Genomic DNA, 16,768 nt, shown 5'->3' with positions numbered 1-16,768 from the left:
TTTGGAAAGGAAGTGATCTCATGTTAACGCCGCATGTGGAGCAAGTGATAACGATGGCGAGTGAATTTAACCTGATTCCTGTGTACAAAAAAGTGCTGGCTGATATGGAGACGCCGATTCGGATTTTCCGTCGGTATGCCGAGCGGGACCGTGCCTTTCTGCTAGAGAGTGTAGAGGGAGGCGAACAGTGGGCGCGACATTCATTCATCGGTACAGACCCGTTTCTAATGGTCTCGGGTAAAAAAGGACGTTTAATATTGGAACAACACGGTAAACGGCAAATATTAAACGACAAGCCGATTGAAGCGCTCAAAGCATTGCTTCGTAAATACCGTAGTCCGAAACTGAAAGAAATGCCTCCATTTACAGGCGGGGCTATTGGATTTTTTGGATATGACTTGCTTCAATACTATGAAAAGCTGCCAGAGCATTCGGTAGATGATTTGAATATGGATGATATTCGTTTTATGTTCTGCGATCAAGTCATTGTCTTTGATCATGTGAAACAGCAAATTTTGCTGGTCGGCAATGTTCATGTAGGTGAAGGGTTCCGCGATGAGGACATTCGTGCTGCTTATGCTGATGTGGAACGCAGGTTGGAGGAAACGGCGCAGTATCTGCGCAAGCAGACCCCGCCTGAGCGATTAGGATCGGCTTCCATTCCTGATGATGTGGAACTAGGTGAGATCCAATCCAATATGACGAAGGAACAATTTATTTCAAACGTAGAGCAGGCGAAGGAGTATATCCGCTCTGGTGATATTTTTCAGGTTGTACTATCCCAGCGTTTTCACATTGATACAGAGGCCTCTCCTTTACAGGTATACCGCGTGCTGCGCACGATGAACCCGTCGCCATATATGTATTATTTGAAAATGGATGACGAGATCATCGTAGGCACTTCGCCTGAGGCACTCGTCAAGGTGGAAAACGGCCGGGTAGAAACCCGTCCTATTGCAGGAACGAGACCGCGTGGGGTAACGGAGACAGAAGATGCGGCACTTGCTGAAGAACTGTTAAACGATGAAAAAGAGCGTGCAGAACATCTGATGCTGGTCGATTTGGGAAGGAATGATTTGGGCCGTGTATCACAGTTTGGCACAGTCAAATGCGATACGTTTATGGAGATTGAACGCTATTCCCATGTCATGCACATTGTTTCCAATGTGTCGGGTGAGCTACGTGAGGACAAAGATTTCTTCGATGCCTTCCTGTCTTGTCTGCCAGCCGGCACTGTATCGGGGGCTCCGAAGCTACGGGCCATGGAGATTATTGCTGAGTTGGAGCGGGAAGCACGCGGACCCTATGCAGGGGCGATTGGATATTTGGGCTTTTCGGGCAATATGGACGCTTGCATTACGATTCGCACAATTGTGTTTAAAAAGAACCGGGCCTATGTCCAGGCCGGCGCTGGAATTGTGTGGGACTCGGTTCCGGAAAGCGAGTATCAGGAGACGGTAAACAAAGCAAAGGCATTGCTGAAGGCAATCCGCACGGCAGAAGTGATGTTCCCGGCAACGACACAGCCCTATAACAGCGTCATCAACCAGGATTATTTGTACACTCCGTAACACACAAAAATCTGATTTTGAGGAGGAGACGACAATGGAACGACATGACATGATGCAAGTGGGGTTAAGCCGGATCATTGAGGGACAGCATCTTTCGCGTACGGAGGCCCGTAGCGTAATGGAACAAATTATGAGTGGAAATGCTACACAGGCGCAAATTGGCGGGCTACTGACGGCTCTTCGCCTCAAAGGGGAAACGGTAGATGAAATCACTGGTTTTGCCGAGGCTATGCGTAGCTACGCTAGTCCAGTGCAAGCTGAAGAAGGCAGTGGTCGTCTGCTGGACACATGTGGCACTGGAGGTTCGGGTATTCACAAGTTTAATATTTCTACGATATCCGCGATCATCGCAGCTTCGGTGTCAGTACGGGTAGCAAAGCATGGCAATCGTTCTGCAAGTGGCCGTGCCGGGAGCGCTGATGTCCTGGAGGCGTTGGGAGTCAACATTCATTTGACGAGTGATCAGGCTAGGTCTTGTCTGGACCGAATCGGCATCTGCTTTTTATTCGCACAGCTGTATCATCCGTCTATGAAGCATGCCGCTGCGCCGCGTCGTGAGCTGGGTGTGCGGACGGTATTCAATATGCTTGGTCCTTTGACGAATCCGGCTGGTGCGGATCGGCAGCTGTTGGGCATTTATGACGCCAATAAAACGGAAGTCATTGCCGAGGTATTGAACCAGCTAGGCTCCAAACGGGCCATGGTTGTCAGTAGTCTGGATGGACTAGATGAAATTAGTATTTCAGCTGCGACACGAGTATCCGAGCTGAAGGACGGCAAGGTTCACACGTTCGAGCTTCATCCGTCGGATCTGGGCTTGCAGACGCATTCTCTCGATCAGGTGCTGGGCGGCGACGCACAGGTTAACGCAGATATCATACGACGAATTTTGAACGGAGAGCATGGATCTTATCGGGATGTTGTGTTAGCGAATGCAGGAGCGTGCATTTATGTATCAGGCGCAGCAGCCACCTTGACGGACGGAGTAGCACGAGCGGCAGAAGCCATTGACTCGGGATTGGCACTTTCCAAGCTGGATCAATTAATACAGGCAACGGGGGAATATCAATATGTATCTTGATAAAATTGTGGTGACGAAGCGACAAGAAGTGGAGCAGCTTAAGAAGCATTTTCAAATAAGTGAAGCTGAACGATTAATTGCTGATTTATCTGCGACGAGAGGATTTGAAAATGCGATCGCGAGCGGACGCAACCGTCCGCTCGGACTGATTGCTGAGGTGAAGAAGGCTTCCCCATCCAAAGGGTTAATTCGACCGGATTTCCATCCTGTGGACATTGCACGTGCATATGAGGGAGCAGGAGCGGATTGCATTTCTGTACTGACAGATGTGACGTATTTTCAGGGGAGCCCTGAATATTTACAGCAAATTCGCGATCAGGTGAAGATTCCGCTGCTGCGAAAGGATTTTATCATTGATGAACGGCAAATATATGAAGCTCGTCTGCTGGGAGCGGATGCGGTGCTGTTGATTGCCGCTATCCTGGAACCGCGTGTATTAGGGTCCTTTTTACAGATCGCCAAGGACCTCGGGCTGGACGCATTGGTAGAGGTGCATGACAGTGAGGAGCTTAAAGCGGTGCTGGAGCTGGGGACAGCAACCTTAATTGGCGTAAATAACCGAAATCTGCGGACATTCGAGACTCGTCTTCAGACGACAGAGGAGCTGATCTCACTAATTCCTAAAGGGGTTACGTTCATCAGTGAGAGCGGAATTGCGGGACCGGAAGATGTAAAGTATCTGCATTCGGTAGGTGCACACGGTATCCTGGTCGGGGAGCATCTGATGCGCAAGGAAAATGTAGGACAGGCTGTAGCCGAATTGATGGACGGGATTAAAGCATGAACAAAACGGGCATAAAAATTTGTGGACTTCAAAGCGTTGAAGTGCTAAAATCTATGGTAAACTTACCGGTCGATTATATAGGTTTTGTGTTTGCCGACAGCAAGCGCCGGATTGACGGCGTACAGGCTGGAGAGCTGCTTCGCGTATTGGATGAATGGACCTCAGGCAGCAGACCGCGCAGCGTGGGTGTATTTGTGAACCCTGGTGATGCACTGTTAATTGATGTGATGGAGAAAGCACCCTTGGATGTCATACAGCTGCATGGACAGGAGAGTCCGCAGCGCTGTCGGGAGATCAGGGAGCATTTTGGTATACAGGTATTCAAGGCATGGTCTGTGGACAGTCAAGGACAGATAGAACGCTCGGCGGACGAATTGGATGCCTATGTCGGGACAATTGACGCTTTACTGCTGGATACATACGATCCCCTGTATGGTGGCGGCTCCGGAAAAACGTTTGCGTGGGATCGAATTCCTGCCTATCAGGCTTGGACTCATCAACATGGAATTCCTTTGTTTGTAGCCGGCGGGCTGACTGCCGATAATGCGGAAAAGCTAGTTCATGAGTATCATCCCGATGGGCTGGATGTATCCAGCGGTGTAGAGACGAACGGAGTCAAGGACATTGCAAAAATCACAGCATTCGTAGAAAGGGTGAAGCAGGCATGACACAATTACCTGATAACAACGGGCGTTTTGGAACATTTGGAGGACGTTTTGTACCGGAAACGTTGATGAACGCACTGATTGAATTGGAGGAATCCTACCGTAAGTACGCGGATGATCCCGAGTTTAAAGCAGAGTTGAACGGGCTCCTAAAGGACTATTCTGGTCGGGAAACGCCGCTTTATCATGCGGAGCGTCTGAGCCAGCATTTGGACGGGGCTAAAATTTACTTGAAGCGCGAAGATTTAAATCATACCGGTGCCCACAAAATCAATAATGCATTAGCTCAGGGTTTGTTGGCGAAGCGTATGGGTAAACAGAAGGTCATTGCTGAGACAGGCGCAGGACAGCATGGTGTCGCGACAGCGACTGTGGCTGCGTTGCTCGGATTGGAATGCAAGGTGTTTATGGGCGAAGAGGATACAGTGCGCCAGCAGCTAAACGTCTTTCGGATGCAGCTTTTGGGTGCAGAGGTCATTCCGGTGACATCGGGTACACGTACACTTAAGGATGCCGGGAATGAAGCTTTGCGTTACTGGGTCAGCCATGTCCATGATACGTTCTATATTTTGGGTTCAGCTGTCGGCCCACATCCGTATCCGATGATGGTGCGGGACTTCCAACGTGTGATTGGTGATGAAACACGTCGCCAGATCCTAGAGAAGGAAGGCAGACTTCCGGATGTCATCGTGGCAGCGATCGGTGGCGGGAGCAATGCCATCGGCATGTTTTATCCTTTTATTGAGGATCAGGGCGTCGCTTTGATTGGCGTGGAGGCCGCTGGAAAAGGTGTCGAAACGGAATTCCATGCAGCTACGATGACCAAGGGAACACAAGGGGTCTTCCAAGGCTCTATGAGTTATCTGCTTCAGGATGAGTATGGACAAGTGCAGCCTGCGCATTCCATCTCGGCTGGACTGGATTATCCAGGTGTTGGACCGGAGCATTCATACCTGAAAGATATTGAGCGGGCCAAGTATGTTCCGATTACCGATCAGGAAGCGCTAGATGCGCTTCAGCTTCTCTGCCGTACCGAAGGAATACTTCCTGCATTAGAGTCGGCACATGCAGTTGCACAGGTCGTCAAGCTAGCACCTACGTTGACGGCAGATGATATTATCGTTATTTGTTTGTCTGGACGCGGGGATAAAGATGTAGACTCCATTATCAAGTATTTGGGAGGAAATCCGTCATGAATTTAATTGATCAGGCGTTTGGTCGCCTTAAAAATGAAGGCAAAACGGCATTAATTCCTTTTCTGACGGTAGGTGACCCGGATGTGGATACTACAATAGAGATCATTCGGCAGTTAGAGTCGGCCGGAGCTGACATATTGGAACTGGGTGTACCCTATTCCGACCCGCTGGCTGACGGTCCTGTAATTCAGCGCGCGTCTGAGCGTGCACTGAAACGGCAAATTTCCATCCGCACGTGCATGGAGACAGCTTCTCTGGCTAGGGCGGCAGGTTCAAGCCTGCCTTTTATTCTGTTCACGTATTATAACCCTGTATTACAGATGGGTATGGATACTTTCTTCGCAGGCTTGCAGGAGCACGGTATCAGCGGTCTGATTATTCCGGACCTTCCGCTTGAGGAAGCGGAGGAGCTGGGAGGACGGGCAGCAGAGGTGGGTGTGCATCTGATTCCTCTGGTGGCTCCAACTTCTGAACAGCGGATCGAGCGAATTGTCCGTCAGGCCCGAGGATTTGTATACTGTGTATCCTCGCTGGGTGTAACCGGGGAAAGAGCTTCCTTTTTTGAAGGTATAGAGGGCTTTATCGCGCAGGTCAAACGGCATACGGATATTCCGGTAGCGGTCGGCTTTGGGATCTCTACTCAAGAGCAGGTAGCCCGGTTTTCAAACATTTGCGATGGAGTTGTGGTCGGCAGTGCTATTGTACGTCAGGTGGAAGAAGCCATTCCATTGCTGAATGATTCTGCGCGCAGGCAAGAAGGTCTTTTGCAAATTCATAATTTTGTGGCACAATTAAAGCAGTAATGGCTATCAAAATAGAAAGTAATAAATATGTTCTGATTGGATAGAGGAGGTAGGGGCATGCAACCTAAACCGCATATTGTACATTTGCCAGTATATCAGCCCGGTAAACCGATTGAAGACGTAAAACGTGAGCTGGGACTCGATGAAGTCATCAAGCTCGCCTCGAACGAGAATCCGTATGGTAGCTCTCCCAAAGTATTGCAGGCCATTCAGCAGGAGTTTGCTAACATTAGTGTATATCCTGACGGAAGTGCCGTAGCTTTGACACAGGCACTAGCTAAACGGACGGGTTTAAAAGAGGAACAGTTTATCTATGGCTGCGGATCTGACGAAATAATTGCGTTGATTACGCGTGCTTTTCTCCTTCCCGGGGAAGAAAGCATTATGGCCGATCAGACATTTTCCGTATACAAAAGTAATGTGGAAATTGAGGGAGCGGTTGCAGTTGAGGTGCCTTTGCGTGACGGTGTACATGATCTGGATGCTATGCTGTCCCACATCAATGACCGTACGAAAATTATTTGGATCTGTAATCCAAATAACCCGACGGGCACGATTGTACCCGAAGCAGAGCTGACTGCTTTTTTGGACCAAGTACCAAAGCATATCATGGTTGTACTGGATGAAGCCTACGCCGAGTTTGTGACGGATCGCTCGTATCCCGACGGCATTCGTTTGTTGCCAGCGTATGAAAACCTGGTTGTACTACGGACCTTCTCCAAAATCTATGGGCTTGCTTCGCTGCGCATTGGTTATGGTATGGGAGCCGAGTCAATCATTCGGTTGATAAATCAGGTTCGTGAACCGTTTAATACATCACGGGTAGCACAGGCTGCGGCCATTGCTGCCTTGGAAGATCAGGAATTTGTTCAAGAATGCCGGGATCGTAATGCAGAGGGCAGAGTTTATTTGCAAAATGAGCTGAAGCGTCTGGGACTAGAGTCTTTCCCAGCACATGGTAATTTTATTATGCTGGATGTACGTCGTCCATCTGGTGAGGTATTCCAGGAGTTGCTTCGTAAAGGTGTGATTATTCGCGCAGGTCATCACAAATATCCGACATATATTAGGGTGTCGGTTGGATCACAGCCGCAAAATGAGTTGTTTATTCGTGCGCTGGAACAGGTCCTGGGGGCGGAAGCGGCGAAAGTACGCCTATAATTTCCGCAGATGGGATTTGATAATTGATGAAGATTGCCATTTTCGGCGTGGGACTGATTGGTGGGTCCCTCGCACTTTGTTTTAAAGGGAAGCCGGATATTACTGTTGTCGGCCATGCTCATCTCCCTGAACTGATGGAACCGATGTTAAGCCGTGGTGTCGTGGACACCGCGACTCTCTCGGTTGAAGAAGCGGCAGCGGATGCCGATTTTATTTTTTTATGCGTACCTGTGGGCTTACTGGAGCATTATCTTGAACTGTTAAGCAAGCTACCGCTTAAAGCGGGTTGTATTATCACTGATGTAGGCAGCACGAAATCGGCAATTGCCAAAAAAGCATCAGAAATTTCTTTGCGCAACGCTTACTTTATCGGTGGTCATCCGATGGCCGGTTCAGAGCGTTCCGGTGTAAAGGCTGCTTCTGCGTTGTTGTTTGAAAACGCATATTATGTGCTTTCCCCGGCAGAGGGTGTGCCTGAAGAAGCATACAGTTCACTGGAACGTTTGTTAAAATATACTAGTGCTCATGTTGTGCGTGTCCAACCTGATATGCACGATGACATTGTCGGTGCGATTAGCCATCTTCCGCATATTATTGCAGCGGCGCTGGTGAATCAGGTGCGAAAGCACAATGATGAAAATCCGTTGTACCGTACATTGGCTGCCGGTGGGTTCCGTGATATTACACGGATAGCCTCTAGTGATCCCGTTGTGTGGCGGGACATCTTATTGAGCAATCGTGAAGTTTTACTAGGTCTGTTGGAAGAATGGAACGGACAGATTGAGCGTTTTACCCATTTACTGAGAATACAAGACGGTGAGGGAATCGCTGACGAGTTTTTGACAGCTGGGCACTTCCGCAGTGAACTGCCAGAGCGTCGCAAAGGAGTCATCGTCTCCACGTTTGATCTGTATATTGATGTACCGGATACCCCAGGGATTATCGGGCGAATTGCTATGGAACTCGGTAATCACAGCATTAATCTGAGCAATATGCAAATCATTGAAAGCCGGGAGGATGTCCCAGGCATCATGCGACTTTCCTTCCGTCAAGAGCAGGATTGGGAGCGTGCCAAGATTCTGCTGGATTCGATGGGGTATAAAGTGGTGGTATAGGAAGGAAAGTGAGATGTTCGTTAAGGAGGCCGCTTCGCGATTCATTTGTTCTTACGATCGCTGTTGCCGCCGGATTTTTTTCAATCAGATTCTTTAATGGGAAAATCCGGCGGCAAAGGCGAACGCTCCGCTTCTCCAGATTCAAATGAACCTCTGCGCTACTGACCGCATTAAAAGCAACACACACTTTCTGGGAGTGAAGTAGTAGAAAAGATTTAGAGCGGATGAAGGTTTCTTCGTCCGCTTTTTTTAAAGCTCCTTTTTTTGAACAAAAAAAAGACCACCCGGGTAAAGCCCCGGGTGGTAGCTACTTTTAGTGAAGTAGCTGAGTAGGATAGGAGTGGAGAGAAACCATACTGTACTTTTATTATATGTATACGTTTTCATTTTGTCAATAATTTTTTAAAGCGTTTTCTTTTTTGTGTATTTATCCTTATTGGTGCATTTGAAAAGAACACTTTCAATTGGTTAGTCATATAATCTTGAAAAAATTTAAAATCCATTGAAAAGCTGTATAAATGAATTAGTTGCCAGCGTTAGGGAGGCATTGATGGAAATCGTGGGGATTTTGGACTTTTTTACTGGCGGTCATTTTGTGGTACAATGGGTAAGTCCATTTTGGATGTTGAATATTGTTGGGGATAGCACCGTTAATGTTGGCACTACATAGGGTAAGAAAATAACAAATGTTCCATGATGCTGTTTCATCCATTTGCGCAGAGGGCGCAACTTTTTTTGACCTGTTCGGTATATATAGACAGAATCGAACGGGAAAACAGCACATGTATGGGCGAGGAGGGTCTCACTCGGATGATGACAGATTCCCAGATGATTCAGGAAATCAAACAAGGTAATGTTGAGGTTTATTCAGAATTAATGAGGCGGCACCAACGTAAAATTTTAGCTTTTGTTTATCATATGCTGAAAAGTTCGAACCTGGAAATGATTGCTGAGGACTTATGCTCAGAGACGTTTTATAAAGCGTATCGGAGCCTGCACTCTTTTCGCGAGGTAGACGCATCGTTCTCCACTTGGTTATATACAATTGCACGCAATACGGTGCTAAGTGAGCTTCGCAAGCACCGTAGCGGTCAGGTTCCATTGGAGGAGAGCGGTTATGTACCGGTAGCTCCATCGGATGTAATTCCAGAGCAGGCCGTCCTTCGCGGTGAGAAGGTAGAGATGGTTCGTGAAGCGATCAATAGATTGCCTGAGAAGCAGCGATCTGCGCTGATTTTGCGTGAATATGAGCAATTAGATTATCAGGAGATTGCGACTATTTTAGGACAGACGGTCAGTGCGGTGAAGTCATTGCTTTTCCGGGCAAGAACCAGTGTGAAGACGCAGTTGGAGCCTTATTTTTTTGAGCCTCTCTATGAGGAAAACGAAGGGATGAGCAGCCAATGAAATCCAGGGACACTGAGGATTTGTTCGCTACAGGCAAAAATGTATCGAAACAAGACTCGGAGCGCAGACGGGCCAAAAGCTCGTCTGCTGGGTGGGAGCATGGTTCGGAAGAAAAAGAGTGGGATTTGTCAAAAGAAAATCGATCCACCATTCGTGATATTTCCTTTGAAATAACAGATGATAAGCTAGAGGCAATGAATCGCAGGGTCATGGATCGAATTTATGAAGAATCACCGTGGCTTGTTCCGGGCGAGCATCGACGTGCGCGTGTGAACCCAGCAGCCCGTAAGTATATGTCTGTATGGATCGCCGGCTTCTTGGCCGTGTTTTTATGCAGCTTTTTGTTTTTGAACTGGAATGGAAGCTCCTCTCAGGAAAATCCCCCTCAAGCAGCTCCTGTCATGGACACTGGTATTTTACCGACAGGCCTGTTGGAAACTACAAGTACATCTCCACAATATCAATACCACATTAAAGATGTGAATAGTGGCATTATGGACCCGCTGGTTGCTAGCATTGTTCCTACTTATCCGCAATACTGGATGCTGTTGTCTGTATTGGCACTTGCGCTTGCTTTATTTTCTCTGGGCTGGATCCATCGGGCGAGAAGGGTCAGAAGTTAGCAGGACAGCTGGGCTCCAATATGAATTCATAACAATGACTGAATAACAAAACAGCGGAGGAAACGACACGATGCTTATTGGCTTGATCAGACATGGCTTGACGGATTGGAATGCGGTGGGGAAAATCCAGGGCCACAGTGATATTCCGTTGAATGAGGAAGGGCGCCGACAGGCACGTTTGCTGGCAGCACGATTAAAGGAAGAGCCTTATCATTGGGACGGGCTTATTACAAGTAGTCTCTCCAGAGCGAAAGAGACCGGGGAGATTATTGCTTCTGCTCTGCATCTCCCGTTGTTAGAGCCTGATGATCGACTAAGAGAACGTGCTTATGGTCAGGTCGAGGGCATGACACAGGCCGAGCGTGAAGAAAAGTGGGGAGTCGACTGGCATCTGCTGGATCTCGGGCAGGAAAGCGATGCGGATCTTCAGCTTCGTGGGCTAGCTTTTATGGAGGCCATTTGGACGGAAAATCGGGACAAGAATCTGCTGGTCGTTTCCCACGGCGGTTTTTTGGCTAATTTGTATAAGGCTCTGTATCAGGAAAAATTCACGGAACGAATCGGCAATTTGTCACTTAGTGTACTCCAGCGTGAGGATATGGATTGGGCACCACTTTTATATAATTGCACGAAGCATTTGCAAGAGAAAAGTGACTGTAACTCCAAAAGTTAGTAAAAGACCAAGGCTTCTACTTATCGTAGGAGTCGTGGTCTTTTTTGTTTTTTAATTATACCTTTGCAAAAAAGAGGTTTAGAGTATGAACAATCCGTCAAAGCTGTGGGTACAACAGGTAAGAATCAATTCCGGATGACAGTCCAGTGACGAGGCGATGGAACAATGAATCTGGCGGATATGCTGACATTTGCGGATATTGTGCATTTGAACAGAATCGCGGTGTATTACGATTGTGACTGTAAACCTAATTCCAAGCATGAGTTGATCCAGGGGATTTTGACGAAGCTCGGCAGCAGTAGTTTTTTTGAGACGCAGGTCAAGGAGCTGAGGTTGTCAGAGGTAAGGTTTTTGAACGCGATGCTGTTCGATGACCGACCATATTTCAGCATGGAGGAATTGATTGCAATAGCCAAACAGTCTGTTGAGGAGGACGAGAATCCTGGTGAGCGGCCAAGGGATATTGTGACCCGTCTGCGTTCTAGTGGCTGGTTGTTCAACGGTTCGACGCACAATACGAGGTATTTGTTCCAAATTCCGTTGGATATGAAGGAGCGCTTTCGACGTGTTATGGTACATGACTTCCAAAGCGGAATGACAAGGGTAAGCGAACCGTCGTCGTACCGGGATGAAGGGCATCTGCTGGCAGAGGATTTACGGCTTTTCCTTCAATACATGGGGCAGCATGAGGTTCCGCTAAATCCCGAGGGAGCTTGGTATCGTCGCAATCAGCAGCAGCTGATGGAGCATTTGCACATTGCGGAGCCGCTTTTGGGTAAGGGAGGATGGCGTTTCGGGTATGGCTCCTCTTTTAAGTTTTATCCAGACCGAATGGCACTACTGTATGATTATGCCCGTCACTCCAAGTACATTGAGGAGAAAGGGGACCAAGTTGTGCTGATGGCAAAGGGAGAAGCGCATCAGGAGCATACAATTGAGCAAGAAATGATACAGCTATTCAGGTTTTGGTTAAGATTGTATAAAGGAGCCGTTCCTAATTTGCTCTCTCTAGTCTACTGGATTGGAGAATGTGCCAGGCCTTGGACGTCCTCAGAGTCGCTTTTTGTACATATCGGCCCACTGATTCGACCGTTTTACTATGATACGCCCCGTTCGGTCTTTGATCAGAGGATTATACGAATGATGCTTCACTTGGGTATGCTTCGTCAGGGTGAACATTCGACGGGACCATCTGTACAGATGACGGCCTGGGGGCTGAAGTTGGCGGGAGAGTGCCGCATTGGGCGGAACGACTCGGGTATACGGCTCCATTGACAAGCAGCACACATGTTGATAGAATTTCACCCAAAATGAGAGGGTGAAATTGATGCTGATTCACTATAACGGAAACATGCCACAGCTCCATTCATCTGTCTATGTGGCAGAAGGAGCAAAAATTGTCGGAAAAGTAACGATCGGTCAAGATTCCTCTGTATGGTTTAATGCCGTACTACGCGGAGATATGGCGCCTATCATCATCGGTGAACGCTGCAATATTCAGGACGGAGTCGTGGGACATGTGAACACGGATCAGCCCCTGTTGCTGGCGGATGACATTTCGGTAGGTCATGCTGCAATAATCCACGGTTGTACGGTAGGCAAAGGCACTTTAATCGGTATGGGGGCCATTGTACTCAACGGAGCGGAGCTTGGTGAATATGCTTTAATAGGAGCAGGGTCGGTCGTTACGGAAAATACCAAAATACCACCCTATACTCTTTCTCTCGGTACACCTGCCAAAGTGGTGCGCGAATTGACAGATGCAGATTTGCAGCGGATGTCACGAACGGCACTCAGCTATGTGGCGAAAGGAAAAGAATATAGGATCTCTTAAACTCATGTTGGAGGTGCATCCTATGGATAAAATGAAGGTTACTTATGAAGTAATGTTGGGCCTGTCTGCTGAGATGGTTTTGGACGAGGCATTACGTAAACACCGGAGTGAAAAACTCTACAAGGATATTGATGAGGCGCTAGCCTCCGGAGATGAAGTAGCTTTTCGTCATCTTACGGATGAGCTGAAAGCAATGAGTTAAAACAATTTTAGGAACCCTAAGTTGGATTTCAGACAAATCGTTAGTTCGAGATTATAATCATCAAACCTGACTGTAGCGGCGGTCAGGTTTTTTTGATACGCTTGGATATGATATAGTCTTTGTAGGATGGTGCCTGTACAAGGCAACTGTCGTATGAACGGAGGATGAAGGACGTGTCGTTATCTTATTTGTGGAGCCGGTCGTTCTTGACGAGCCGGCCTTTTTTGTGGCTGCTGTTCTGGTGTAATTTGCTGGGAACAGTGTATGGGTACATATGGTATGGGGGGCAGTTGGAATATACACTAAATTATCATCCGTTGTGGCAGATTGTATTTGTGCCTGATAGTCCGACGGCGAGTCTGTTTTTTACGATCTCTATAGCATTTTTGCTCTATCCTCCGCGTCTTAAGAGCTTGAAGGTCATTCGGCAGATCATGGAGGCGTTGGCTGTTGTCACGAGTGTAAAATATGGCATCTGGGCTTCAGCTATTATTTTTTGGGGAGTCGCGCAGGGGGGACATATGATATGGCAGGATTGGATGCTGGTGGCATCTCACACGGCAATGGCGGTCGAAGCGTTACTGTTCGTGCGTTTTTTCACCTGCAAATGGACTGCTTTATGCCTAGCTGCACTCTGGACATTGTTAAATGATACGATGGATTATACATTTGGCATTTATCCGTATCTTCCGAAGACGCTAACGGATGATGTACCGCAAGTGCGTGCTTTTACCTATATGCTGACCCTTGTCAGTATCATAGCGGCATGGCTTGCCATGTTTGCGCGCAATCGAATGGGAGTAGAAGTGGAGAAATAGAGATGAACATTGTTTTAAACCAAAAAGAATATATATTTAAAAAAGTAATCCGTGATAATCATAAAATTAGAAAGAGCTTTAATCAATTAGCTAAACAAAGTTTTGGTTTTGATTTTGAAGCATGGTATCAATTGGGCTTTTGGAATGATAAATATATCCCTTACGTACTTTTAGATGGGGAGGTTGTTGTGGCTATGTATCTATAAGTCTGATGGATTTTTGTTTGTCGGGTGAAATGAGAAAGTATATCCAAATCGGAACTGTAATGACGGATACCAACTATAGAAATCAAGGGTTGAGCCGGTTTTTAATAGAACGTGTATTAGAAGATTGGCAGGGCAAATATGATGCTATATATTTGTTCGCTAATGATAGTGTGAAGAATTTTTACCCTAAATTCGGGTTTGTTTTGGCACAAGAATATCAATCAAACCGGAAAGTAATCGCAAACAATGTAGACATCAAAGTTGAGAAGTTGAACATGGAAGAGCAGTCGGATTTAAATTTACTGAAAAATAAAAGTGCTAGATTAAATCCGTATTCACTTTTTGCTGCGAAAAGTAGTGAATGGCTGGTCTTATTCTATGCCATCTCGTTTTTTAAAGATAAAATTTGGTATATACCTCAATACGATACGATTGTGGTTGCAGATTTTGAAGGGGATACGATGAATTGTTACGATATTTATGGAACGGGCGAAATTCCTATGGATATCGTACTGTCAGCGGTAACGAAACAAGAAACGAAGAAGGTTGTTTTTGGCTTTACACCAAGAGAACAGGAAGGCTGCAATATTTCTCTGTTGAAACAGGAAGATACGACGCTATTTTATAAAACTAAAGATCAAAACACATGTAAAGAAAACCAACGAATGTTTCCTATTTTGTCCCGGGCATAACCCGGCTTCAAACGATTCGGTCTAAAGCAAGTTCTAGTCCCGGTAACCTTGCCATACAGTAAGGTGAGGAGGGATGTCCCATGTTTAGGGGTCAGGCGTTTCAAATGATGATCCGTATTATTTCGAGTGTTGTTTTATCTATGGTCCTGCTGCTGTCTGTCTGCGTCCCTCCAGGTGTGGCAGAAGCGCGTGATCAGTCAAAACCCATAGGAAACACAAAAGAGATTGAGGAACTGGATCATGCAGCTGCGATACTGTACCGGGATGTGATGGACGGGAACATTGAAAAAGCACGCGCGGATGTAGCCGAGGTGAGTCGATGGTTTGGCACCGGACAGGTGCAGGCAGCGTTATCTGTAGAGGCCATTCATGCTTTGTCTGGCAGCATCCTTGAGGTGCAGCAAGCTACACAGTCCGTCCAAGCATCACCGGATGAGTGGGTGAAGGCTGCGGCCAATTTACGACTTGCGACAGATGCGCTTGCACATCCGCGTCAGCCCTTATGGCAGCAGTATTATAAGATTTTAAAAGAAGATGTTAGTGGCTTGAACAGCCAGTTTGCTAAAGGCAACATGAAGGGTTTCAAAGCTGGAGCCGCAGTGCTGGAGGACCACTATGAGACGATCCGTACAGCAGCATTGATTCATGGCAGAACAAGTGAGGTTGTCCGTGCTGATTCATGGATTTCCTATGTCAAAGGTTTGGGGGATCAGCAAAATGCAGATGCCTCAGCAATTAGAGGGGCGTTGGATCAGGGAAATCCGACGTTTAATGCCTTGTTTGGACGTGAAAAAGACGCCACTGCCCTGGCGCCATTTATCCCGCGTGAAAGTGAGCGCCGGGCAGAATTGGCAATCGGCATGATTGTTCTGCTGGCGCTGGTCTATGCAGGTTATCGTAAATATCGAGCTGGTTTCTCTGGATGACGATGCAAAATTCGAACATTCGCGTCGTTGGCTGAGCCATCCATATAGGTTAGCCCAGCGCCCGGATTTCCGGGCTATTCCTCTTTGAACCCCTCTCCATGTACATCATGCACATCCTGTATGATAATAAACGCCCGTGGATCAACCGATTTAACAATTTGGTGCAAACGTCGTATTTCCTGACGAGGCACGACACAATAGGCAACATGCTTAGCCTGCTTGGAAAATGCACCTACAGCCGGAATAATAGTAACTCCGCGATCCATGTCCCTAATAATAATATCCGCAATGTCCATCGTGTCGTCGCTGATAATCATAAAGGCTCTGGCGGAATAGGCCCCTTCTTGTATAAAATCAATAATCTTGGACGCGATGAACACGGCGACTAATGTATATAGAATTTTTTCTTTTGGTATGTAAAGTAGTGAAGCACCGATAATGACAATATCAATGACCAGCAGAATCCTTCCCATACTCCAGCCAAACTTCCGGTTTAGAATACGAGCGATAATATCCGAGCCGCCCGTAGTGCCGCCAAAGCGGAACACAATACCTAATCCGGCCCCAAGCGTAACTCCCGCATATAATGAAGAAAGTATAAAATCGTGTTCAGTCTGAAACGTTCCCATCCATCCGAAATGAATCATTTTTTCAAACAACCACAGAAAAAAAGTGAGCGACCCGATACCTACCCCTGTATATAGAATTTGCTTGCCCCCAAGCATTTTCCATCCAATTAAAAATAAAGGAATGTTCAGAAGTAATGTGGAGAGAGAGGGTGAAATTGAAAAAGCATAATTGAGCAACAGGGTGATCCCTGTAATACCTCCTTCCATCAGTTTACTGGGTATAATAAAATAAAGCAGACCGAATGCATAAATGGCGGTCCCTAGCACAATGGATAAAATCATTTTAAGCTGTTCCATGGACTTGGATATCTTCATATAATCCCTCGCAGTAGCAGTTTAAGGAAGAACGACTTCATGCTGATTTTGCTAAATCGCAGCTCCT

General features: G+C 47.0%; 19 protein-coding genes. 18 read left to right on the top strand and 1 reads right to left on the bottom strand.

Going from position 1 to position 16,768, the window contains the following annotated elements; all coding sequences use genetic code 11:
• Positions 1-20: 20 nt before the first annotated feature.
• The 18 genes from trpE (at position 21) to KAI37_RS15245 (ending at position 15,757) form a co-directional block, all read left to right on the top strand.
• Positions 21-1,571 (top strand): anthranilate synthase component I, encoded by a 1,551-nt coding sequence (gene trpE, locus KAI37_RS15325; protein WP_071641382.1) that lies wholly within the window; start codon positions 21-23, stop codon positions 1,569-1,571.
• 34 nt (positions 1,572-1,605) lie between these two features.
• The gene (gene trpD, locus KAI37_RS15320; RefSeq protein WP_023989165.1) at positions 1,606-2,652 is read left to right on the top strand and encodes an anthranilate phosphoribosyltransferase; all 1,047 of its coding nucleotides are present in this window, start codon (positions 1,606-1,608) and stop codon (positions 2,650-2,652) included.
• Positions 2,642-3,436, top strand: a complete 795-nt coding sequence (gene trpC / locus KAI37_RS15315; protein ID WP_220029785.1) for an indole-3-glycerol phosphate synthase TrpC — start codon at positions 2,642-2,644, stop codon at positions 3,434-3,436. The genes trpD and trpC overlap by 11 nt, the downstream gene beginning before the upstream one ends.
• A complete protein-coding gene (locus tag KAI37_RS15310) occupies positions 3,433-4,104 on the top strand; it encodes a phosphoribosylanthranilate isomerase (protein WP_220029784.1) in 672 nt (223 codons plus the stop codon). Before trpC ends, KAI37_RS15310 begins: the two co-directional genes overlap by 4 nt.
• Positions 4,101-5,297, top strand: coding sequence for a tryptophan synthase subunit beta (trpB, locus tag KAI37_RS15305; RefSeq protein ID WP_071641375.1), 1,197 nt, complete (start codon positions 4,101-4,103; stop codon positions 5,295-5,297). The genes KAI37_RS15310 and trpB overlap by 4 nt, the downstream gene beginning before the upstream one ends.
• Positions 5,294-6,100, top strand: coding sequence for a tryptophan synthase subunit alpha (trpA, locus tag KAI37_RS15300; protein ID WP_025723082.1), 807 nt, complete (start codon positions 5,294-5,296; stop codon positions 6,098-6,100). The genes trpB and trpA overlap by 4 nt, the downstream gene beginning before the upstream one ends.
• A gap of 57 nt (positions 6,101-6,157) precedes the next feature.
• Positions 6,158-7,261 carry a histidinol-phosphate transaminase gene (hisC, locus tag KAI37_RS15295; RefSeq protein ID WP_076293042.1) on the top strand — a complete coding sequence of 368 codons (1,104 nt, stop codon included), beginning with the start codon at positions 6,158-6,160 and terminating at the stop codon, positions 7,259-7,261.
• A gap of 26 nt (positions 7,262-7,287) precedes the next feature.
• On the top strand, positions 7,288-8,376 hold the full coding sequence (locus KAI37_RS15290) for a prephenate dehydrogenase (RefSeq protein ID WP_013310710.1): 1,089 nt from the start codon (positions 7,288-7,290) through the stop codon (positions 8,374-8,376).
• 810 nt (positions 8,377-9,186) lie between these two features.
• On the top strand, positions 9,187-9,783 hold the full coding sequence (locus KAI37_RS15285; protein WP_013310707.1) for an RNA polymerase sigma factor: 597 nt from the start codon (positions 9,187-9,189) through the stop codon (positions 9,781-9,783).
• Positions 9,780-10,406, top strand: a complete 627-nt coding sequence (locus KAI37_RS15280; RefSeq protein WP_220029783.1) for an anti-sigma factor — start codon at positions 9,780-9,782, stop codon at positions 10,404-10,406. The genes KAI37_RS15285 and KAI37_RS15280 overlap by 4 nt, the downstream gene beginning before the upstream one ends.
• Before the next feature lie 70 nt (positions 10,407-10,476).
• On the top strand, positions 10,477-11,079 hold the full coding sequence (locus tag KAI37_RS15275) for a histidine phosphatase family protein (RefSeq protein WP_071641371.1): 603 nt from the start codon (positions 10,477-10,479) through the stop codon (positions 11,077-11,079).
• Between the two features lie 165 nt (positions 11,080-11,244).
• Complete coding sequence (locus KAI37_RS15270) at positions 11,245-12,354, top strand: hypothetical protein (protein ID WP_220029782.1); 1,110 nt, start codon at positions 11,245-11,247, stop codon at positions 12,352-12,354.
• Between the two features lie 52 nt (positions 12,355-12,406).
• Positions 12,407-12,913, top strand: a complete 507-nt coding sequence (locus tag KAI37_RS15265) for a gamma carbonic anhydrase family protein (protein WP_025723088.1) — start codon at positions 12,407-12,409, stop codon at positions 12,911-12,913.
• Positions 12,914-12,935: 22 nt separating this feature from the next.
• Positions 12,936-13,115, top strand: coding sequence for an IDEAL domain-containing protein (locus KAI37_RS15260; RefSeq protein WP_013371655.1), 180 nt, complete (start codon positions 12,936-12,938; stop codon positions 13,113-13,115).
• A 173-nt stretch (positions 13,116-13,288) separates the two neighbouring features.
• Complete coding sequence (locus KAI37_RS15255; protein WP_071641368.1) at positions 13,289-13,933, top strand: DUF1405 domain-containing protein; 645 nt, start codon at positions 13,289-13,291, stop codon at positions 13,931-13,933.
• Positions 13,934-13,935: 2 nt separating this feature from the next.
• Positions 13,936-14,139 (top strand): hypothetical protein, encoded by a 204-nt coding sequence (locus KAI37_RS26490; RefSeq protein WP_258382990.1) that lies wholly within the window; start codon positions 13,936-13,938, stop codon positions 14,137-14,139.
• Positions 14,140-14,156: 17 nt separating this feature from the next.
• Positions 14,157-14,831: a GNAT family N-acetyltransferase gene (locus KAI37_RS15250; protein ID WP_258382989.1), complete on the top strand. Its 675-nt coding sequence runs from the start codon at positions 14,157-14,159 to the stop codon at positions 14,829-14,831.
• Between the two features lie 80 nt (positions 14,832-14,911).
• Positions 14,912-15,757 carry a sporulation protein YpjB gene (locus tag KAI37_RS15245; RefSeq protein ID WP_220029781.1) on the top strand — a complete coding sequence of 282 codons (846 nt, stop codon included), beginning with the start codon at positions 14,912-14,914 and terminating at the stop codon, positions 15,755-15,757.
• A gap of 74 nt (positions 15,758-15,831) precedes the next feature.
• Here KAI37_RS15245 and KAI37_RS15240 read toward each other — a convergent pair whose 3' ends face one another.
• Complete coding sequence (locus KAI37_RS15240) at positions 15,832-16,701, bottom strand: YitT family protein (RefSeq protein ID WP_220029780.1); 870 nt, start codon at positions 16,699-16,701, stop codon at positions 15,832-15,834.
• Positions 16,702-16,768 lie beyond the last annotated feature (67 nt).

Origin of the sequence: Paenibacillus sp. S25, assembly GCF_019454085.1 — a bacterium.
In the GTDB taxonomy this organism is placed as follows: Bacteria; Bacillota; Bacilli; order Paenibacillales; family Paenibacillaceae; genus Paenibacillus; species Paenibacillus polymyxa_B.
Note: the sequence above shows the minus strand (reverse complement) of the source record. Positions and strands in the feature narration are given on the sequence as shown.